Source organism: Candidatus Pantoea floridensis (assembly GCF_900215435.1).
GTDB classification, from domain to species: Bacteria; Pseudomonadota; Gammaproteobacteria; order Enterobacterales; family Enterobacteriaceae; genus Pantoea; species Pantoea floridensis.
Map to the genome: position 1 here is coordinate 3,373,537 of NZ_OCMY01000001.1, position 20,968 is coordinate 3,394,504.

At 53.6% G+C, this 20,968-nt stretch carries 19 protein-coding genes; 10 read left to right on the plus strand and 9 right to left on the minus strand.

Going from position 1 to position 20,968, the window contains the following annotated elements; genetic code table 11:
• Positions 1-66: 66 nt before the first annotated feature.
• The gene (ptrR, locus tag CRO19_RS15735; protein WP_097096654.1) at positions 67-978 is read right to left on the minus strand and encodes a putrescine utilization regulator PtrR; all 912 of its coding nucleotides are present in this window, start codon (positions 976-978) and stop codon (positions 67-69) included.
• A gap of 100 nt (positions 979-1,078) precedes the next feature.
• On the opposite strand from ptrR, the gene CRO19_RS15740 reads away from it, so the two are divergent.
• From CRO19_RS15740 to mglC, 7 genes are all read left to right on the plus strand, one after another.
• Complete coding sequence (locus tag CRO19_RS15740) at positions 1,079-2,209, plus strand: YbfB/YjiJ family MFS transporter (RefSeq protein ID WP_097096655.1); 1,131 nt, start codon at positions 1,079-1,081, stop codon at positions 2,207-2,209.
• A 124-nt stretch (positions 2,210-2,333) separates the two neighbouring features.
• Positions 2,334-2,999 (plus strand): GTP cyclohydrolase I FolE, encoded by a 666-nt coding sequence (folE, locus tag CRO19_RS15745; RefSeq protein WP_097096656.1) that lies wholly within the window; start codon positions 2,334-2,336, stop codon positions 2,997-2,999.
• A gap of 52 nt (positions 3,000-3,051) precedes the next feature.
• Positions 3,052-4,212, plus strand: a complete 1,161-nt coding sequence (yeiB, locus tag CRO19_RS15750; RefSeq protein ID WP_097096657.1) for a DUF418 domain-containing protein YeiB — start codon at positions 3,052-3,054, stop codon at positions 4,210-4,212.
• A 142-nt stretch (positions 4,213-4,354) separates the two neighbouring features.
• On the plus strand, positions 4,355-5,395 hold the full coding sequence (gene galS / locus CRO19_RS15755; RefSeq protein WP_097096658.1) for an HTH-type transcriptional regulator GalS: 1,041 nt from the start codon (positions 4,355-4,357) through the stop codon (positions 5,393-5,395).
• A 305-nt stretch (positions 5,396-5,700) separates the two neighbouring features.
• Positions 5,701-6,696, plus strand: coding sequence for a galactose/glucose ABC transporter substrate-binding protein MglB (mglB, locus tag CRO19_RS15760; protein ID WP_097096659.1), 996 nt, complete (start codon positions 5,701-5,703; stop codon positions 6,694-6,696).
• 70 nt (positions 6,697-6,766) lie between these two features.
• Positions 6,767-8,287, plus strand: coding sequence for a galactose/methyl galactoside ABC transporter ATP-binding protein MglA (mglA, locus tag CRO19_RS15765; protein WP_097096660.1), 1,521 nt, complete (start codon positions 6,767-6,769; stop codon positions 8,285-8,287).
• Positions 8,288-8,305: 18 nt separating this feature from the next.
• Positions 8,306-9,316: a galactose/methyl galactoside ABC transporter permease MglC gene (gene mglC, locus CRO19_RS15770; RefSeq protein WP_097096661.1), complete on the plus strand. Its 1,011-nt coding sequence runs from the start codon at positions 8,306-8,308 to the stop codon at positions 9,314-9,316.
• 41 nt (positions 9,317-9,357) lie between these two features.
• Here mglC and sanA read toward each other — a convergent pair whose 3' ends face one another.
• From sanA to metG, 6 genes are all read right to left on the minus strand, one after another.
• A complete protein-coding gene (gene sanA, locus CRO19_RS15775) occupies positions 9,358-10,077 on the minus strand; it encodes an outer membrane permeability protein SanA (RefSeq protein WP_097097677.1) in 720 nt (239 codons plus the stop codon).
• 135 nt (positions 10,078-10,212) lie between these two features.
• Complete coding sequence (locus tag CRO19_RS15780; RefSeq protein WP_097096662.1) at positions 10,213-11,910, minus strand: NAD-dependent malic enzyme; 1,698 nt, start codon at positions 11,908-11,910, stop codon at positions 10,213-10,215.
• Positions 11,911-12,070: 160 nt separating this feature from the next.
• Positions 12,071-12,967 carry a cytidine deaminase gene (cdd, locus tag CRO19_RS15785; protein WP_097096663.1) on the minus strand — a complete coding sequence of 299 codons (897 nt, stop codon included), beginning with the start codon at positions 12,965-12,967 and terminating at the stop codon, positions 12,071-12,073.
• Between the two features lie 124 nt (positions 12,968-13,091).
• A complete protein-coding gene (locus tag CRO19_RS15790; protein WP_097096664.1) occupies positions 13,092-13,784 on the minus strand; it encodes a CidB/LrgB family autolysis modulator in 693 nt (230 codons plus the stop codon).
• Positions 13,777-14,160 (minus strand): CidA/LrgA family protein, encoded by a 384-nt coding sequence (locus CRO19_RS15795; RefSeq protein WP_097096665.1) that lies wholly within the window; start codon positions 14,158-14,160, stop codon positions 13,777-13,779. The genes CRO19_RS15790 and CRO19_RS15795 overlap by 8 nt, the downstream gene beginning before the upstream one ends.
• A 163-nt stretch (positions 14,161-14,323) precedes the next feature.
• Positions 14,324-16,357, minus strand: a complete 2,034-nt coding sequence (gene metG / locus CRO19_RS15800; RefSeq protein WP_097096666.1) for a methionine--tRNA ligase — start codon at positions 16,355-16,357, stop codon at positions 14,324-14,326.
• Positions 16,358-16,518: 161 nt separating this feature from the next.
• Here metG and apbC point away from each other — a divergent pair, with 161 nt between their 5' ends.
• A complete protein-coding gene (gene apbC, locus CRO19_RS15805) occupies positions 16,519-17,631 on the plus strand; it encodes an iron-sulfur cluster carrier protein ApbC (protein WP_097096667.1) in 1,113 nt (370 codons plus the stop codon).
• Here the strand turns inward: apbC and CRO19_RS15810 are convergent.
• Positions 17,628-18,080, minus strand: a complete 453-nt coding sequence (locus CRO19_RS15810; RefSeq protein WP_097096668.1) for a GNAT family N-acetyltransferase — start codon at positions 18,078-18,080, stop codon at positions 17,628-17,630. The two genes, apbC and CRO19_RS15810, sit on opposite strands and share 4 nt — an antisense overlap.
• 314 nt (positions 18,081-18,394) lie before the next feature.
• Between CRO19_RS15810 and ahpC the strand changes: the two genes are divergently transcribed.
• Together ahpC and ahpF are read left to right on the plus strand one after the other, a co-directional pair.
• The gene (gene ahpC, locus CRO19_RS15815; protein ID WP_007889514.1) at positions 18,395-18,958 is read left to right on the plus strand and encodes an alkyl hydroperoxide reductase subunit C; all 564 of its coding nucleotides are present in this window, start codon (positions 18,395-18,397) and stop codon (positions 18,956-18,958) included.
• 71 nt (positions 18,959-19,029) lie between these two features.
• Positions 19,030-20,598: an alkyl hydroperoxide reductase subunit F gene (gene ahpF / locus CRO19_RS15820; protein WP_097096669.1), complete on the plus strand. Its 1,569-nt coding sequence runs from the start codon at positions 19,030-19,032 to the stop codon at positions 20,596-20,598.
• A 67-nt stretch (positions 20,599-20,665) separates the two neighbouring features.
• Here the strand turns inward: ahpF and CRO19_RS15825 are convergent, their stop codons facing one another.
• Positions 20,666-20,869 carry a hypothetical protein gene (locus CRO19_RS15825; protein ID WP_097096670.1) on the minus strand — a complete coding sequence of 68 codons (204 nt, stop codon included), beginning with the start codon at positions 20,867-20,869 and terminating at the stop codon, positions 20,666-20,668.
• Positions 20,870-20,968 lie beyond the last annotated feature (99 nt).

The following is a 20,968-nucleotide window of genomic DNA, read 5'->3' on the forward strand; positions in this document are numbered from 1 at the left end:
AATCCCTCTTCCTGTAGATGCGGGGGTAAGTAGCCCCGATGGTCGTGATGTCGATAACAAAGAAACTCACTCAGCAACGTGCAGCGGATGCCGCAGTTCGTCGTTAACCGGGCGGTCGTCAAATAATTCAATAATCAAATACTTCAGCGCTTCCACGTTGGGGGTAAACGCATCGCGCCGCCACATTAGCCAGGTGGCGGTATCGCGGTAGGCGGGCGGCAACGCATGTTCCTGGACGCGCGCACGGGCAGGCATCTGCGCCAGCACCGAGGCGGGAATCATCGCCACGCCCGCGCCACCGGCCACGCAGGCGACCATCGCGTGATAGGACTGAATTTCCATCACGCTGCTCGGCGCGGTTTGGCTCTCGCGATACCAGGCTTCCAGCTTAGTGCGGTAAGAACAACTGTTACGAAAGGCAAACAGCGTATCGCCCTGTACATCGCGCGCGCTGTTTATCGGCGCATGCTCCGGGCTGGTAATCAGCACCATCTGCTCGTTAAACGCGATACAGCCGTTGAGGTCATCGTGCGCCACCGGACCATCGACCAGCGCGGCCGCCAGCGTCCCTTCGCGCACTTTGTCGATGATTTCGCCAGAAGTATTAGTGATGAGCGAAAGCTCAACCGCCGGAAAGCGCTGGTGATAGGCCGCCAACAGCGCAGGCAGACGCGTCGCCGCCGTGCTTTCCATCGAGCCCAGCGCGAAATTACCGCCTGGCTCACCGGCGCGCGCCATATTCAGCGCTTCATCGCTGAGTGCCAGAATACGCTGCGCATAATTGAGAAAATTGTGGCCCATCGGCGACAGGCGAATGCGCTGCTTCTCACGAATAAACAAGTCCACGCCAATTTCTTCTTCAAGCTGACGCAGGCGCGTGGTGAGATTGGAAGGCACGCGATGGAGCTGCTCGGCCGCGCGGGCCAATGAGCCAGACTCGGCGACGGAGCAGAACATGCGGAGTTGTACTAAATCCATATTCTCTTCTCGTAAACAACTTCGTTAGTATTATTCACTTTTCGTGAGTTTAAACGTCATGCATGCTAGTGACAAGTGATAAAAACATCCTGAGGTCGGTATGGCGTTTCGCGTCGCGCTCAGCGCGTTCTTAAGTTTAGTGGTTGCGATGGGGATTGGGCGGTTTGCTTTTACTCCCCAGGTTCCATTGATGATTCATGATGGTCAGTTGACGCTTACCAGCGCCAGTTTGGTGGCGGCACTCAACTATCTGGGCTATCTGTTTGGATCTTTTGATGCCATGCGCGCGCGTAAACGCGTTGAGTGGCGTCTGCAGGTGGGCGTTTGGGGCGCAGTCATATTGACGCTGCTTTCAGCGTGCGTCAGCGGGCCATGGTTACACGGCGTGATTCGTTTCCTGATTGGCTGGGCCAGCGGTTGGGCAATGGTGTTGCTGGCCGCCTGGGCCAGCGAGCAGCTGCACTTGCATGGACGTTCGGGTTTATTGGCCGCGGTGTTTGCCGGTCCTGGCACCGGGATTTTTCTCAGCGGCATGCTGGCTGTGCTGCTGCATGCCAGCGGCGTCAGTGCGGCGTTTGCCTGGGCGGCGTATGGTGTGCTGGCGCTGTTGCTCATTGCTGCCATTGCGCGTTTCCTCCCGCGCACGGGGCAACTGCATCGGCCCGATCAAGCCGCCGATCCGCTGGTGCTGAATGGCGATCTCAAGCGATTAGTGTTGAGCTACAGTCTTGCCGGGTTCGGCTACATTCTGCCCGCCACGTTTATGTCGCAAATGGCGGCAGCGCGTTTCCCTGATAGCGCATTCGCCCAGTTTGTCTGGCCGGTATTCGGCGGCGCTGCGGTGATCGGCATTGTGCTAGGGATCATCACGCGGCATTGGGGCAGCAGCCATCTCCGTCTCGCTATCGTGCTGTGGGCGCAGGCACTGGGCGTGATTGCGGCGATTGTGATGCCCGGTCTGAACGGCCTGATGCTCGGTGCGCTGCTGATTGGTGGCGGCTTCCTGTGCGTAGTGCAGCTGGCATTGCAATATGGCCGCGAGCTGGTGCCGCAGCATACGCGTTATTTAGCCGGATTGTTGACCACCGGTTATGCGGTAGGGCAGTTGGGCGGTCCGCTGCTGTCGTGGATTTCCAGCGTGCTGTCGCATCGACTGGAACCCGCGCTGTGGGTCGCCGGCCTTAGCTTAATCCTTGCAGGTATACTGGTTTTACGCCGCCGTACAGCATGAAAAGCTTTCATCTTCTATCAGATTGATTACTGGATTACAGGCGCGGAGTGTTTCACAATACGCGCTCAGAATTTCCCCCGTGGGCGAAGACCCGCGGGCGCATCACCTGCCGGAGAAGAGTAAGATGAGCACCTTAAGTCAGGAAGCCGCCCTGGTTCACGAAGCGCTGTTGGCGCGTGGTCTGGAAACGCCATTACGCGCGCCGATACGTGATATGGATGATGCCGCGCGCAAGCGTGAAATCGCCGGTCACATGACCCAAATTATGCAGCTGCTGAATCTGGATCTGGAAGATGACAGCCTGATGGAGACGCCCAACCGCATCGCCAAAATGTATGTGGATGAAATTTTTTCGGGTCTCGATTACGCCAACTTCCCGAAGATCACCGTCATCGAAAACAAGATGAAGGTTGATGAGATGGTGACCGTGCGTGATATCACGCTGACCAGCACCTGCGAGCATCATTTTGTGATCATCGACGGCAAAGCCACCGTGGCCTACATCCCGAAAGATAAAGTGATTGGCCTGTCGAAAATTAACCGCATTGTGCAGTTCTTCGCCCAGCGTCCGCAGGTGCAAGAGCGCCTGACGCAACAAGTGTTGGTCGCCCTGCAAACGCTGCTCGGCACCAATAACGTTGCCGTGTCGATTGATGCCGTGCACTACTGCGTGAAAGCGCGTGGCGTGAAGGATGCGACCAGCGCGACAACCACTACCTCGCTGGGTGGCTTGTTTAAATCCAGCCAGAACACGCGTCAGGAATTCCTGCGCGCGGTTCGCCACAGCTAATCTTTGGGGCGGCGGTTTGTCGCCCGATTTCCTGTCTCCGTCAAGGCACTCGATGCAACGCTATCTCGCGCTGGATTTCATTCGTGGCTGCGCCATTCTCGGCATCTTGCTGTTGAATATCGTCGGTTTTGCGCTGCCCGCGGCAGCCTATCTAAATCCGGCGTGGCAAGGGCAGGCTTCCACATCTGACGCCTGGACCTGGGCAGTCATGGATGGTCTGGCGCAGCTCAAGTTTCTTACGCTGTTTGCTTTGCTGTTTGGCGCCGGGCTTTATTTGCAAGCGCCGCGCGGCAGCCGCTGGATGTCAGCGCGCCTGACGTTGCTGGTGTTCATCGGCTTTATTCACGCACTATTTTTCTGGGAAGGCGACATTCTGCTGGATTACGGCCTGATCGGGCTGATTATCTGGCGCATGCTGCGCGACGTGCCGTCTGACCGCGCTCTGCTACAAACTGGCGCGCTGCTTTATCTCGTTGGCTGCGGCGTTTTGCTGGTATTTGGTGCCATTTCGAGCCCGAATCCCACGCGCTCCTGGCTGCCTGGCGCGGCCGATCTGGAATATGAAAGCTATTGGAAAATGCTTGGTGGTTGGGAAGCGGTGCAGAACCGGCTTGACCACTTGTCATCGGGGTTGATGGCGCTGGCCTCCCAATATGGCTGGCAGCTGGCGGGGCTGATGCTGATTGGCGCTGCCCTGATGCGTAGCGGCTGGCTTAGCGGGCAATTTAGCGTGCAGCACTATCGACGCTCTGCAGCATTACTGCTGACGATTGGCTGGCTGATTGCGATTCCAGGCATTGCAGCGCAGTGGATGATAGGCTGGGAGTTCCGCTGGACCGGCTTTTTTCTGCAAATACCGCGCGACCTCGCCAGCCCGTTCATCAGCCTTGGCTATGCCGCACTTTGCCTCGGCTTCTGGCCACAAATTGCTTCAACGCGATTAAGCTATGCCATTCAATGCGTTGGCCGCATGGCATTGAGCAATTATCTGTTACAGACGCTCATTTGCACCACGCTCTTCTATCGTTTCAATCTCTTCCTCAAGTTTGATCGCCTGCATCTGCTGGCCTTTGTCCCGGCAATCTGGCTGATTAACATCTTGTTTTCTGTGCTATGGCTGCGATTTTTCCCACAGGGGCCGCTGGAGTGGCTGTGGCGTAAATTGACGCGTCTTGCCGCCGGAAAAACCACACCTTCTTCCTCCACCAGATAATGATATTCATCACAAAGGTTGCAGAATTGTATGTAACCGCTTTCATTGGTGTGACGTAATTCACGTAGTCGTTCCCTGTGCCCTGCCAGAATAGCGCCGTTACGCGCTTGTCGCGCATTTTCAGCCCCTGTGGAACAGCTGCATGATAACGATTCGTGATGTCGCTCGTCAGGCCGGTGTGTCAGTTGCCACCGTGTCACGTGTGCTCAATAACAGCAGTGCAGTCACCGCCGATACCCGAGAAGCCGTGTTGGCCGCGGTTGATGCACTCGACTATCGCCCTAACGCCAATGCGCAAGCCTTAGCAACGCAAGTCAGCGATACCATTGGTGTGGTGGTGATGGACGTCTCCGACCCCTTCTTCGGCGCATTAGTTAAAGCGGTGGATACCGTGGCGCAGCGCGTACATAAACACGTGCTCATCAGCAACTCATGGCACTTGGAAGAAAAAGAACGCCACGCGATTGAGGTGCTGATACGTCAACGCTGCAATGCATTAGTGGTGCACGCGAAAACGCTTTCAGACGCAGAGCTGATGCAATTTATGGATCACGTTCCTGGCATGGTACTGATTAATCGCACAATTCCTGGTTATGAACATCGCTGTGTGTGCCTTGATAACGTTACAGGCGCACAGGTTGCCACGCGCATGCTGTTACAGCAGGGCCATCAACGCATTGGTTTTCTCAGCTCGAGTCACCCAATTGAAGATGTGACGCAGCGGCGTGATGGCTGGCTGCAAGCCCTGGCAGAGCAGGGTATTCGCCCGCAGGAGGCGTGGATTGCGCATGCCGAGCCCGATATGCAAGGGGGGGAAGCGGCGATGGTGGAACTGCTTGGGCGCAATTTACATTTAACCGCCGTGTTTTCCTACAATGACGGCATGGCGGCGGGGGCATTGACGGCGCTTAAGGACAACGGCATCCAGGTTCCACAGCATTTTTCAGTCATTGGTTTTGATGATATTCCCATCTCAAGATACACCGATCCGCAATTAACTACCGTCCGCTATCCTATTGTTTCCATGGCTAAACTTGCTACAGAGCTGGCGCTGAAGGGGGCTGCAGGCGAACTGGATCAACATGCCACACACTGCTTTATGCCGACGCTAGTGCGTCGTCATTCGGTGGCGCAGCGGCAAATTGTGGAGTCGGTCACTAATTCAGGCGATAGCCCTGTGTAACCGTTTCCAATCTGTGATTGTATTCACAGTTAATTAACATGCCGCTCACTATGATGGCAGCGTCTTACCGGACTGAAACATCATGTAACGCTGGGTAATCCTTCTCTCAGCAGGTTTCAGTAGCCGATTGAAATAGTTCACAACACTCTTCAGGAAGCGTTTACGTACAGGGAAGTCAGGATTGCGATGGTGGCCCGGCTTTGCGTTACGCGTCCGCCCCATGGATTCAAATTAAAACCGACGGCGCTGTCTGCCCGCAGGCATTACGGCGCAATGAAATGCCCTACATAAAAACCGGAGATACCATGAATAAGAAGGTTTTCACGCTCACAGCACTGGTTGCCAGCATGATGTTTGGTGCAACTGCGCACGCCGCCGATACTCGCATTGGCGTGACCATTTACAAATACGACGATAACTTCATGTCGATGGTGCGTAAGGACATTGAGAAAGAAGCCAAAACCGTCGGTGGCATCCAGCTGCTGATGAATGACTCGCAGAACGACCAATCCAAGCAAAATGACCAGATCGACGTGTTGATGGCGAAAGGCGTGAAAGCGCTGGCGATCAACCTGGTGGATCCGGCTGCTGCGGCAGTGGTGATCGATAAAGCGAAAGCCAACGATGTGCCAGTGGTGTTCTTCAACAAAGAACCAAACGCCAAAGTGCTGGCAAGCTATCCGAAGGCTTATTACGTTGGTACCGATTCTAAAGAGTCAGGCATTATCCAGGGTCAGCTGATTGAGAAGCACTGGAAGGCGACGCCAGCCTGGGATCTGAACAAAGATGGTCAAATTCAGTTCGCGCTGCTGAAAGGCGAGCCGGGCCATCCGGACGCTGAAGCGCGTACTAAATACGTGATTGATACCCTGAACAAAGACGGCCTGAAAACGCAGCAGCTGATGATGGATACAGCGATGTGGGATACCGCACAGGCAAAAGACAAAGTGGATGCCTGGCTGTCTGGCCCGAACGCTGACAAAATTGAAGTGATCATCGCCAACAACGATGCGATGGCGATGGGTGCGGTTGAAGCGCTGAAAGCCCACAACAAAACCAATATTCCGGTGTTTGGCGTGGATGCACTGCCAGAAGCGCTGGCGCTGGTGAAATCTGGTGCGCTGGCGGGTACCGTGCTGAATGATGCGGAAAACCAGGCAAAAGCCACATTGGATATTGCCAATAACCTGGCCAATGGCAAAGAAGCCACCGCAGGCACTAACTTCAAGATGGAAAATAAAATCGTACGTGTTCCTTACGTACCAGTAGATAAAGAAAATCTGTCGCAGTTTGTGAAGTAATTCATCCTGGGCGCGGCACTTCGCCGCGCCTTATTGCATCTGACCAACGCTTTATTTAGCCAGGTAAATTATGGCCAGTGAGAATCCGACCACACAGCGTGAATATCTGCTGGAGATGACGAATGTCTCGAAATCATTTCCAGGGGTTAAAGCCTTAGATAATGTGAATTTAAAAGTGCGGCCGCACTCCGTTCATGCATTAATGGGAGAAAACGGTGCCGGGAAATCTACATTATTAAAATGTCTGTTTGGGATTTATAAAAAGGATACGGGGAGCATCCTGTTTCAGGGTGAGGAAATTGATTACAAAAGCTCCAAAGAGGCGCTGGAAAATGGCGTGTCGATGGTGCATCAGGAATTAAACCTGGTTTTGCAACGCAACGTAATGGATAACATGTGGCTTGGTCGTTATCCGCGTAAAGGTGTGTTTGTCGATCAGGATAAAATGTATCGCGATACCAAAGCGATCTTTGATGAATTAGATATTGATATCGATCCGCGCGATAAAGTCGCCACCTTATCTGTTTCGCAAATGCAGATGATTGAGATCGCCAAAGCTTTCTCGTATAACGCCAAAATCGTTATTATGGATGAGCCGACCTCGTCGCTGACCGAAAAAGAAGTAAACCATCTGTTCACCATCATCCGTAAGCTAAAAGACCGTGGCTGCGGCATCGTGTATATCTCACACAAGATGGAAGAGATCTTCCAGCTGTGCGATGAGATCACCATTTTGCGTGATGGTCAGTGGATTGCTACCCAGCCGCTGGAAGGGTTGGATATGGACAAAATCATCTCAATGATGGTTGGCCGTTCATTGAACCAGCGTTTCCCAGACAAATCGAACGTACCGGGTGAAGTCATTCTAGAGGTGCGCCACTTAACCTCGTTGCGTCAGCCTTCCATTCGCGACATCTCATTTGATCTGCATAAAGGGGAGATTCTCGGCATTGCAGGTTTGGTGGGGGCGAAGCGAACTGACATCGTCGAAACCCTGTTTGGTATTCGCGAAAAGTCGGGTGGCACCATTAAGCTGCACGGGAAAAGTATTAATAACCACAGCGCCAATGAAGCGATTAATCACGGTTTTGCGCTGGTGACGGAAGAGCGTCGTTCCACCGGTATTTATGCTTATCTGGATATTGGCTTTAACTCGCTTATCTCCAATATTAAAAAGTATAAATCCAGCATGGGATTGCTCGATAATAAACGCATGAAGAGTGATACCCAATGGGTAATTGATTCAATGCGCGTGAAAACGCCGGGTCATCATACGCAAATTGGCTCGCTTTCCGGTGGTAACCAACAAAAAGTGATTATTGGTCGCTGGTTATTAACGCAGCCGGAAATATTGATGCTTGATGAGCCAACGCGTGGCATTGACGTGGGTGCAAAATTCGAAATTTACCAACTGATTGCTGAGTTGGCGAAGAAAGAGAAGGGCATCATTATTATCTCTTCTGAAATGCCAGAACTGTTGGGTATTACCGATCGTATTTTAGTGATGAGTAATGGCCAGGTAGCGGGCATTGTTGATACCAAAACGACCTCGCAGAATGAAATCCTGCGTTTAGCGTCATTACACCTTTAATGAAGCAAGGGCTTTAACATGAAAGCGACTACTAAAAAGAATGCGCTAACCTGGTTAAAAGAGGGTGGCATTTATGTTGTCCTGTTTGTACTGCTGGCAATTATTATTTTCCAGGATCCCACTTTTTTAAGTTTAATGAACCTGAGTAATATCCTGACCCAATCCTCTGTGCGTATCATTATCGCGCTGGGTGTTGCCGGCTTGATTGTTACGCAAGGTACCGATCTTTCGGCAGGACGTCAGGTGGGCTTAGCGGCGGTGGTTGCTGCCACATTGCTGCAGGCCATGGATAACGCCAACAAAGTGTTCCCGCATCTGGATACCGTGCCAATCCCGTTAGTTATTCTGACTGTTTGCATCATCGGCGGTGTAATTGGTTTGGTGAACGGTGTGATTATTGCTTACCTCAAGGTAACGCCATTTATCACCACCCTGGGTACCATGATCATTGTTTACGGTATCAACTCACTCTATTACGACTTTGTGGGTGCCTCGCCGATTGCCGGTTTCGATCCGGGCTTCTCCAAATTTGCCCAGGGCTTCCTGCGTTTCGGTGATTTTAAACTGTCGTTTATCACCTTCTACGCCGTCATTGCCATCGTCTTTGTTTGGGTGCTGTGGAATAAAACCCGCTTCGGTCGCAACATCTTCGCCATCGGCGGTAACCCGGAAGCCGCAAAAGTGTCAGGCGTAAACGTTCCATTCAACCTGATTCTGATTTATGCCTTGTCGGGTGTGTTCTACGCGTTCGGTGGGATGCTGGAAGCGGGCCGTATCGGCAGCGCCACCAACAACCTCGGCTTTATGTATGAGCTGGATGCGATTGCGGCGTGTGTCGTCGGCGGCGTGTCGTTTGCCGGGGGTGTGGGTTCAGTGGCGGGTGTGGTAACCGGTGTAATCATCTTTACCGTCATCAACTACGGTTTGACCTACATCGGCGTGAACCCTTACTGGCAGTACATTATTAAGGGCGGCATCATCATCTTCGCCGTGGCGCTGGATTCGTTGAAATACGCGCGTAAGAAGTAACAAACGTCATCAAAAAAGGGTCGCCTGCAGGCGACCCTTTTTTATTTCTGTAACTTCTCTTCCAGCTCTAACAGCTGCTCTGGCGTGACCGCCGGATAACTCTGCGCGTCCTCAGGGACTTCATGCACCGCCGGAATTGGCACCAGCGGCCCAAGGAAGCGCGGTTCACGCTTCATCAAATACAAATCCGCCAGCGCACCTAAACGCGCCCCCACTTCACGGAAACGCACCGACAACATATTCTTCGGCGATGGCACCGCATAACACTGCGCCTGAATGCCTAAATGCAGCGCAATATACAACGCACGCTCACAGTGAAAACGCTGGGTAATAATGATGAAATCGTTGGTATCGAACACTTTTCGCGTGCGCACAATCGAATCCAGCGTGCGAAAACCGGCATAATCCAGCACGATATCTGCCGGCGCTACGCCGGCTTTGATCAAATCACGACGCATGGTCATTGGCTCGTTATAGCTTTGCTGCGCATTATCACCGCTCAGCAGCAGATAATTTACCTTGCCGCTATTGTAGGCGTTCAATGCCCCCTGAATACGGTAGAGGTAATACTGATTGATAACGCCGGTGCGGTAATACTTAGCCGTGCCCAAGACCACGCCGACCTGACGATGCGGCAGCGAGGTGACATCTTCATAAATAAAGGGGGCGGTTTTCCAGCTGATCCAGCGATCCAGGCCGAGCGCGGTCGCCACCACCAATAAGATGATGAAAAACAGACCAAACAATACGCGTTTAATCATGCGCGCGGGCACTCGGTTGGCAGAATTCAGAATGGCTAAAGGCTACTTGAGGCGGACGGGGGAAGCAAGTAAACGCCAGTTGGCCGGCGTTTTTTTAAACACGATCGGACCTGCAAAGTCCGATCGTGCTGCGACTTAAATCGAGGTACGGCGATAGTGACGATACTGCGGCAGCCAGAAGTTGTTGCTCACGGCTTTCGACAAGACATCTTCTGAAGTGACAACCGCCACACCAGCCAGCTGCGCCGCTTTACCTACTTCGATGGCAATCAGCTTCGAAACGCCCTGAATATCTTTGATTTCCGGCAGAACCGGTCCTTCACCATCATTCGCCAGCGGTGAACAGTCAGCCAAAGCGCGGCTGGCGGTCATCAGCATCGAATCCGTCACGCGGCTGGCGCCAGAAGCGATTACGCCCAAACCAATTCCAGGGAAGATATAGGAGTTATTGCACTGGGCGATTGGAAAGGTTTTCCCTTTCCACGTCACCGGCGAGAATGGGCTGCCGGTGGCAACCAGCGCTGCACCGTCGGTCCAGGCGATGATGTCGGCTGGCGTTGCTTCCACGCGTGACGTCGGGTTCGACAACGGCATAACGATCGGCCGCTTCGTGTGTTTGTGCATCTCGCGGATAATCTCTTCGGTGAACAGGCCAGGCTGGCCAGACACGCCGATCAGAATATCTGGTTTGGCATTGCGCACCACGTCCAGCAGAGAAATTGAGTCGCTGCTGGTGTCCCACTCTTTCAAGCTGTCGCTCTTCTGCACCAGCTTGCTCTGGAAATTAAGCAGATTAGGCAGCTTGTCGGTCAGCAGACCAAAACGGTCCACCATCATCACCCGGCTGCGGGCTTCATCATCACTTAAGCCTTCAGACTTCATCTGCGCGATAATCTGCTCGGCGATACCACAACCGGCAGAACCGGCACCCAGGAATACCACTTTCTGCTCACACAGGCGGCTGCCGGCAGCGCGGCTGGCAGCGATTAGGGTGCCAACGGTAACGGCGGCGGTGCCCTGAATGTCGTCGTTAAAGCAGCAGATCTCATCACGATAGCGTTCCAGCAGCGGCATGGCGTTTTTCTGTGCAAAGTCTTCAAACTGCAACAGCACATTTGGCCAGCGGCGATTAACCGCCTGAATGAATTCGTTAACGAATTCTTCGTATTCTTCACCAGTGATACGCGGATGGCGCCAGCCCATGTAGAGCGGGTCGTTCAGCAGCTGCTGGTTATTGGTACCCACGTCCAGCACAACCGGCAAGGTATAAGCCGGGCTGATGCCACCGCACGCGGTATACAGCGACAGCTTACCGATTGGGATGCCCATGCCGCCAATACCCAGATCGCCGAGGCCAAGAATACGCTCGCCATCGGTCACCACAATCACCTTCACATTCTGCTTGGTGGCGTTTTGCAGCATGTCTTCAATGCGATCGCGGTTGTTATAAGAGATGAATACACCACGTGCGCGGCGGTAGATTTCTGAGAAGTGCTCACAGGCGGCGCCGACGGTTGGGGTGTAGATAATCGGCATCATCTCTTCCAGATGATTATCGAGCAGTCGGTAGAAGAGGGTTTCGTTGGTGTCTTGGATGTTGCGCAGGTAAACATGCTTGTCGTTATTGTTTTTGAAATCCAGAAACTGGCGCCAGGCTCGTTCTGCCTGCTCTTCGATGGATTCCACTGCCTCAGGCAGCAGACCGTTTAGGTTAAATTCGTTACGTTCTTCAAGGCTGAAGGCGCTGCCTTTGTTCAACAGCGGAAATTCCAGCAGGATCGGACCCGCGTAAGGAATATACAGCGGACGTTTACTTTCGTAGTCGAGTTCCATGCAGTGCTTGCTCCGGTTGCAGTGTTTTCTGACGTATCGCCGAGAAAAGGTAACGCCAGTCCATCTGGATGTGAAGAGGGTCTGGCGCCCGATCCTATGAAAATTCCTGCAGATGTACAGCTTTTGTTAACAAAAGGTCACAAAAGCGGTAAAAGGATCACTAAACTGATGTTTTCGAAACTAAAGTAAGTGAGAAATCTTCACATCCCAGGGCTGCCAGCGTCGCGCGCGTGGCATCCGACTGACTTAGCGTGCTGCCCTGAGATTCGGCCAGCACGGCCTGCTGAATAGTATCGAGCGCTTCATTGCTCATGTTCATTAAAATCAGCGCGGCCTGTAATGGTGGCAAGCTTGGGTTAAAAGCGGCATTTTCCGCATAGCGGCCCGTAAAGGTTGTACCACTCTGGCTGCGAAGTGCTACGCCGCTGTAGCTCTGGCTGTAAGGTGCGTGACTGTGATTTGCGGCCTCAATGGCCGCTTGTTGCAATGCATCACCCTTTACGGCAAAACCATGATTGACCGGCGTTAACAAACGTTCGGTGATGTTCAAATCAGCGGGGCCAAACGCATCCGGCAGATAATCACCGAGCGTGCTCACGGCGCGTCCCGGCAAGCTAATGCGAATTGCGGTGCCGCTATTAAGCTCATTCATGAACTGGCGGCAATGGCCGCACGGCGTGTAGTTGACGGTAATTGCCGCTAATTTCTCTTCACCGCGTAGCCAGGCATGGGTAATCGCACTTTGCTCGGCATGTACCGTCTGCTGCAGCGGCGCGTGCAGGAACTCCATATTGGCCCCGAAATACCAATGGCCGCTAACGCCGCGAGAAATGGCGCCGACGTTGAAATTCGAAACGGTAGCCACAGCGCAACTTGCTGCCAGCGGCAACAGTGCCAGCGCCAGCGCATCATCATCCAGACCGGTAAGCTGTTTCAATTGCGCGATATCCTGAGGACGCAATACGCCATGGAAATCAGCCGCATCCAGCAGCGGCTGGATCGCCGTTTGTAGCGCTGCGGGCAGGGCAGAAAAAGCAGTAGAGAATCGTGGATGCATGATGTGATGACCTCAGTTTCGCGTTAGCGGCAATGCGCCGCCTGACGTTTTATATGTGATCCAAGTCGCTCTGACAATGCAAGCTGATTGGGTTGTTTCAACTTTGCGAGATCTCTCGCAAGTTTTAGCCAAACCAATGCATTAACAGGGGAAAAAGAAAGGGTGCCAGTAATGACGTAATGATGCCGCAGATCACCAGCGCTAAAGAGCTGAATGCGCCTTCCTGATAATCGATCTCTGCAGCACGCGCCGTACCTAACGCATGCGAAGCGTTACCAATCGCCAAACCTCGCGAGGATTTGCTCTTCACCTTAAACAGATTCAGCAACATATGACCAAATACCGCGCCCAGCACCCCGGCGATCAGCACGCAGATCGCACTAATAGCGGGAATACCGTGTAATGAAGCAGACACAGCCATCGCAATCGGCGTGGTAACCGATTTTGGCATGATAGTGGCGGCGATTTCTGGCGTCGCGCCCATCCATAAGGCAATGGCAGTGCCTGACACCATCGCTGTAATGCTGCCAATGAAACACACGCTGATAATGGTTTTCCAGCGCGCGCGAATTTGATGCATCTGCTCGTACAGCGGCAGGGCCAGCGCGACCACGGCGGGTTGCAGTAGCTGATTCAGCAGGCTGCTGCCAGCAAAATAGCGGGCATAGGGCATGTGGGTGATCAATAGGAGCGGAATGACAATCGCCATCGCGACCAGCAAGGGATTGACGATGGAAATATTGATTTTCGCCGCCAGCTTGCGCGCCAGCAGATAGGCGATCACGGTCAGCGGTAGCGACCACCAGGCATCAGTCATGGTTTTTCTCCTGCGGACGCTGCATTCGTTCTGCGCTCAGGCCGACAATTAGCAAAACCAGGAAAGTGCTGACCATGCACGACACCACAATCGGCCCAAACTGGGCGGTGAGAATGTCGGTATAACCCATTACGCCTACGCTAATGGGAACAAACAGCAGTGCCATGTAGCGAATCAGCAAATGACAGCCGGGTTTGACCCAGTCAACCGGCAGAATTTGCAGCGCCAGCAGTAGGAACAGCAGCAGCATGCCGATAATGCTACCGGGAATAGTGATTGGGAGCAGGGCAGATATCCCCATTCCGGCGTAAAGCGCCGCATAAATAATGATGAAGGCGCGCAGATAGCGCCAGCAGGCAGATAGCACGGAGGGCATGTCAGGCTCCTGTTTTCATGGCGCTTCATCATACGCATTAAGCGCTTAGCGTGCTAGCGATCACAAGAATGTCTGTCCCGGTCGCCATGAATGGCGACCCTACTACGCGCAGGCTAAGGGGATAGACAGCGACAAAAAAGCCGCCCTAAGGCGGCTTATTAGCTTACTTAACCGGCATTCCCGGTACTGCGCCGCTATCGACCGACAGCACGAACAGGTCTTTTCCGCCCGGACCGGCTGACAGCACCATGCCTTCTGAAATACCGAAGCGCATTTTACGCGGCGCGAGGTTGGCGACGATGATGGTCATTTTGCCAACCAGCACGGAAGGATCCGGATACGCCGCGCGAATACCAGAGAAGATCTGACGCTTCTCGCCGCCCACATCCAGCTCCAGACGCAGCAGCTTGTCAGAACCGTCTACCAGCTCGGCTTTCTCAATCAGCGCCACACGCATATCGACCTTGGCGAAATCATCAATGGTGATGGTGTCACCAATTGGCGCATCGGCCAGCGGCCCGGTTGCTGCAGGCTTATTTGTCGCCGCCGCATCCTCTTTTGAGGCTTCAACCAGCGCCTCAACTTTGCTCATCTCGATACGGCCATACAGCGCTTTGAACGGTGCTACGTCGTGATCGAGCAGCGGTTGCGCAATCGCATCCCAGCTCAGTTCGCTCTGCAGGAAGGCTTCAGTACGCTCACTCAATGATGGCAGCACCGGCTTCAGCCAGGTCATCAGCACGCGGAACAGGTTGATGCCCATTGAGCAGATGGCTTGCAGATCGGCATCACGACCTTCTTGTTTCGCCACCACCCATGGCGCCTGCTCATCGACATAGCGGTTAGCCAGATCGGCCAGCGCCATGATTTCACGAATCGCACGGTTAAATTCGCGGCTGGCCCAGGCTTCGCCAATCCTTTCAGAGGCATCAACAAAGGTCTGATACAGCGCCGGATCGGCCAGCTCGCTCGCCAGTTTGCCGCCAAAGCGTTTGGTCAGGAAGCCCGCGTTACGCGATGCCAGGTTAACCACTTTGTTCACCACATCCGCATTCACGCGCTGCACGAAATCTTCCAGATTCAGGTCGATATCGTCGATGCGTGAGGAGAGCTTGGCCGCGTAGTAATAACGCAGGCTGTCGGCATCCAGATGCTGCAGCCAGGTGCTGGCTTTAATAAAGGTGCCGCGCGATTTCGACATCTTCGCGCCGTTTACCGTTACATAACCATGCACGAACAGGTTGGTTGGCTTGCGGAAGTTGCTGCCTTCCAGCATTGCCGGCCAGAACAGGCTGTGGAAATAGACGATATCTTTACCGATAAAGTGATACAGCTCGGTGGTCGAATCTTTCTTCCAGAACTCGTCGAAATCGATATTGCCGCGCTTATCGCACAGGTTTTTAAATGAACCCATGTAGCCGATTGGCGCATCCAGCCAGACATAGAAGTATTTGCCCGGCGCGCCAGGAATTTCAAAGCCGAAATAGGGCGCATCGCGGGAGATATCCCACTGTTGCAGACCCGATTCAAACCACTCCTGCATCTTGTTAGCAACCTGCTCTTGCAGCGCGCCTGAGCGCGTCCACGCCTGCAGCATGGCGCTGAAGGACGGCAGATCGAAGAAGAAGTGTTCGGAATCACGCAGCACCGGCGTAGCGCCAGAAACCACCGATTTCGGGTCGATCAGCTCGGTTGGGCTGTAGGTCGCGCTGCACACTTCGCAGTTGTCGCCATATTGATCCGGTGATTTACATTTCGGGCAGGTGCCCTTGACGAAACGGTCCGGCAGGAACATGCCTTTCTCCGGATCGTACAGCTGCGAAATGGTACGGTTCTTAATAAAACCATTCTCTTTCAGACGACCATAAATCAGCTCGGACAGCTGACGGTTCTCATCGCTGTGCGTCGAGTGATAGTTGTCGTAGCCGATGTTGAAGCCGGCGAAATCGGTCTCGTGCTCTTGCTTCATTTCGGCAATCATCTGCTCTGGTGCCACACCCAACTGCTGCGCTTTCAGCATGATTGGCGTGCCATGGGCGTCGTCAGCACAGATGAAGTGAACCTGGTTGCCACGCATTCGCTGGTAACGGACCCAAATGTCAGCCTGAATGTGTTCAAGCATGTGACCGAGATGGATTGAACCGTTTGCGTACGGCAGTGCGCACGTTACCAGAATTTTTTTAGCGACTTGAGTCATGTTTGCGTAGCGTTCCGTTGAAGAAAAATCGGATTTAGATGTTAACCGAAGCACTCTCTGGCGTAAACACGACAGGACATCCGCGTCACTTTTAGCGCCTATCTGATATTATTGAACAGACACCGCCGCAATCTGGCGAGATGAAAAAACAAGGAGTAGGGATGACTTCACAATCCCAGCAACATCATTCACCTGAAGCGCTGCGGGCCCTGGTCAGCGGCGTGCTGAGTGACTTTGAACATCCGACGCTGCAACACAACCTCACCACGCTGAAAGCTTTGCGCCACGTGGCGCTGCTGGATGACAAGCTGCATATCGAGCTGGTGATGCCGTTTGCGTGGGCCAGCGCCTTTGAAGTTTTGAAAGCGCAAACCAGTGCAGAATTGCTGCGCTTAACCGATGCCAGCGCCATCGACTGGCGGCTGCGCCACGATATTGCCACGCTGAAGCGCGTGAAAAACCATCCAGGTGCGACCGGTGTGAAAAATATCATCGCGGTGAGCTCTGGCAAAGGTGGCGTAGGCAAATCCAGCACCGCCGTGAATATGGCGCTGGCGTTGATTGCGGAAGGCGCGCGCGTGGGGATTCTTGATGCGGATATTTACGGCCCGTCGATTCCTAACATGCTCGGCACCGAAAATCAGCGTCCCACTTCACCGGATGGCACGCACATGGCGCCGATTATGGCGCACGGCCTGGCAACCAACTCCATCGGCTATCTGGTAACCGACGATAACGCCATGGTGTGGCGCGGCCCGATGGCCAGCAAAGCCCTGATGCAGCTGCTGAACGAAACCATGTGGCCGGATCTCGACTATTTGATTCTCGATATGCCGCCAGGCACCGGCGATATTCAGCTTACGCTGGCGCAGAACGTGCCGGTGACCGGCGCGTTAGTGGTGACGACGCCGCAGGACATCGCGTTAATCGATGCACGTAAAGGCATGGTGATGTTTGAGAAAGTGAGCGTACCGGTACTGGGCGTGGTCGAGAACATGAGCATGCACATCTGTAGCCAATGTGGCCACCACGAACCGATTTTCGGCACCGGCGGCGCGCAGAAGCTGGTGGAGGATTACCACACCCGCCTGCTGGCACAGCTGCCGCTGCACATTACGCTGCGTGAAGATCTGGATGATGGTGAACCAACCGTGGTGCGCCGTCCTGACAGTGATTTTACCGCGCTGTACCGCCAGCTGGCAGGACGCGTCGCGGCGCAGCTCTATTGGCAGGGTGAAATCATCCCGGGCGATATTGCTTTCCGCGCGGTTTAACGGCGTCCACTTTCGCTGGCGCGAGCCGCCAGCGGAAAATGCATCAGCACATATTTTCCCTGCTCACTTTCGCCAACCGCTTCACGCCGCCAGCCGTGTTTCAGATAAAAATCCATCGCCGCCTGATTCTTTTGCAAGCATTTCAATGCGCCGGTGGAGGTGAAACGTTCTTGAACCTTTTCCAGCAGCGCGCTGCCAACGCCTTGCCCTTGCGCATCCGGATCGACATACAGGCTATGCAGGAAGTTGTCGTTATCCAGCACCGCCGCAAACCCCACGCGATGCCCGTCCAGTTCGGCTACCAGCACGGTTTCACCCAAAATCACCGCATCGAAATCTTCTAATTGCCAATCATCGCCAGCCAGCCACGTCCAGTTATGGCGACGCGCGGCCAGATACAGCGTGCGCAGAAAAGGGCGATCGGTTTCTTCAAAAGAACGTATTTGCACTCAACAACTCCATTCTCGTGATTTGCAGGTGCGCATAAATGCGCACCCTACGAAATCCTCACGGGTCAAATGTAGGGGCGCCATTCATGGCGACCAGTTAATGATTAAGCCATCAGTCAAAAGTAGCAGTTTCACCCTGAAAAGATAAAGCCTGTCAGAACAACAGCTTTTTTGTGTAGAATGCCCGCGCGAGCCGCATGAAATCTGGCGTCGGCGCTTTGATAGCTTTTGGTTATCTGATTGATAACGTCTGCATATTAGAAGTTGGCCCGAAAATTCTGTAACTTGCATCACATCTTTTAACGGAGGTCACCATGTCCATCATTAATACCAAGATCAAACCATTTAAAAACGCAGCGTTCAAAAACGGCGAATTCATCGAAGTCACCGAGAAAGACGTTGAAGGTAAATGGAGTGTTTTCTTCTTCTACCCGGCTGACTTCACCTTCGTATGCCCAACCGAACTGGGTGACGTTGCAGACCATCATGAAGAGTTCCAGAAACTGGGCGTAGATATCTACTCTGTTTCTACCGACACGCACTTTACCCACAAAGCCTGGCACGGTTCTTCTGACACCATCGCAAAAATCAAATACGCGATGATCGGTGACCCAACTGGCGCGCTGACCCGTAACTTCGAAATCATGCGTGAAGACGAAGGCCTGGCAGACCGTGGTACCTTCATCGTTGACCCGGAAGGCATCATCCAGGCGATCGAAATCACCGCAGAAGGCATTGGCCGTGACGCATCAGACCTGATCCGCAAAGTGAAAGCAGCACAGTACGTGGCTTCTCACCCAGGCGAAGTTTGCCCGGCAAAATGGAAAGAAGGCGAAGCAACGCTGGCTCCATCACTGGACCTGGTTGGCAAAATCTAAGCCAACATCACGCCATTCGATCTTTCTCTATCGGGTGCTACGGCACCCGATTTTCATGACAGGAACTCACTATGCTCGACACCAATTTAAAAACCCAACTCAAGGCTTACCTTGAGAAACTAACGAAACCAGTTGAGTTGATTGCCACATTGGATGATGGCGCTAAATCGGCAGAGATCCGTACTCTGCTGGTCGATATCGCGAGCTTGTCAGATAAAGTCAGCTTCCGTGAAGAGAACGATCGTCCGGTGCGTAAACCCTCTTTCCTGATTACTAACCCAGGCAGCCAGAGCGGTCCGCGCTTTGCCGGTTCGCCAATGGGCCATGAATTCACTTCACTGGTTTTAGCCCTGCTGCAAACCGGTGGACACCCATCGAAAGAAGCGCAGAGCCTGCTGGATCAAGTGGTAGCGCTGGAAGGTGACTTCCATTTCGAAACCTATTATTCACTGTCGTGCCACAACTGTCCTGACGTGGTACAGGCGCTGAACCTGATGGCGGTACTGAATCCGCGCATCAGCCATACCGCGATTGATGGCGGTATGTTCCAGAACGAAATCACCGAACGCAACGTGATGGGCGTGCCAGCGGTATTTCTGAATGGCAAAGAGTTCGGTCAGGGCCGTCTGAGCCTGGCGGAAATCGTCGGTAAAGTGGACACCAACTCCGATAAACGCGCGGCGGAAGAGCTGAACAAACGTGATGCCTATGAAGTGTTGATCGTCGGCAGCGGCCCAGCGGGCGCAGCAGCGGCCATTTACTCGGCGCGTAAAGGCATCCGTACTGGCCTGATGGGCGAACGCTTTGGTGGCCAGGTGCTGGACACCGTCGACATTGAAAACTACATCTCCGTGCCGAAAACCGAAGGCGCCAAGCTGGCTGGTTCATTGCGCGCTCACGTTGATGATTACGATGTGGATGTGATTGATACCCAGAGCGCCATTAAGCTGATTCCTGCGGCGAAAGAGGGCGGTCTGCACGCGATTGAAACCGCATCCGGCGCGGTACTGAAATCTCGCAGCATTATCATTGCCACCGGGGCGCGCTGGCGCAACATGGGCGTACCGGGCGAAGAACAGTATCGCACCAAGGGCGTCACCTATTGCCCGCACTGCGACGGTCCGCTGTTCAAAGGTAAACGCACGGCGGTGATCGGTGGCGGTAACTCAGGCGTTGAAGCGGCGATCGATCTGGCCGGCATTGTTGAGCACGTCACGCTGCTGGAATTTGCCAGCGAAATGCGCGCCGATAAAGTGCTGCAGGACAAACTGCGCAGTCTGAAAAACGTCGACGTGATTCTGAATGCGCAGACCACGGAAGTGAAAGGTGACGGTAGTAAGGTTACCAGCCTGACCTACATCGATCGTAATAACCAAACCAGCCATGAAATCGCGCTGAGCGGTATCTTCGTGCAAATTGGCCTGCTGCCAAACACCACCTGGCTGGAAGGAGCGGTTGAGCGCACTAAAATGGGCGAAATCATTATTGATGCCAAGTGCGAAACCAGCCTGAAAGGCGTATTCGCCGCCGGCGACTGCACCACGGTGCCATATAAGCAGATCATCATCGCCAGCGGTGAAGGTGCGAAAGCCTCACTCAGCGCCTTTGATTATCTGATTCGTACTAAACCGGCTGAATAATTTTTGCGATAGCCACGCAATAGCCCCGTAACCTGTGTTGCGGGGCTTTTTTTATCTTTATACGTCCTTAGCCTAACCAGCGTTTTGCTTCGGCATCGCTGATATCGCGGTAATAGACTTTATGCAGTCGTTCACCGCAGCTTTTGCATTGTGCTTCTACATGAGTAGAAAAATAGTGGCGACCCGCTGGCGAAATTGCGCCTTTACGGGATATTTGGACGTTGCGCCATCGATGTGCATGCGGAATAAAGCTGAAGAATTTTAATTTCATTATCGCTACCGGATTGGGGTGGGCGGTGTCTGTCTTTAAATCCGGGATGCCATTAGGCCGATTTTCACGCGAGATGGGCTTGATATTTATCAAGCGTTA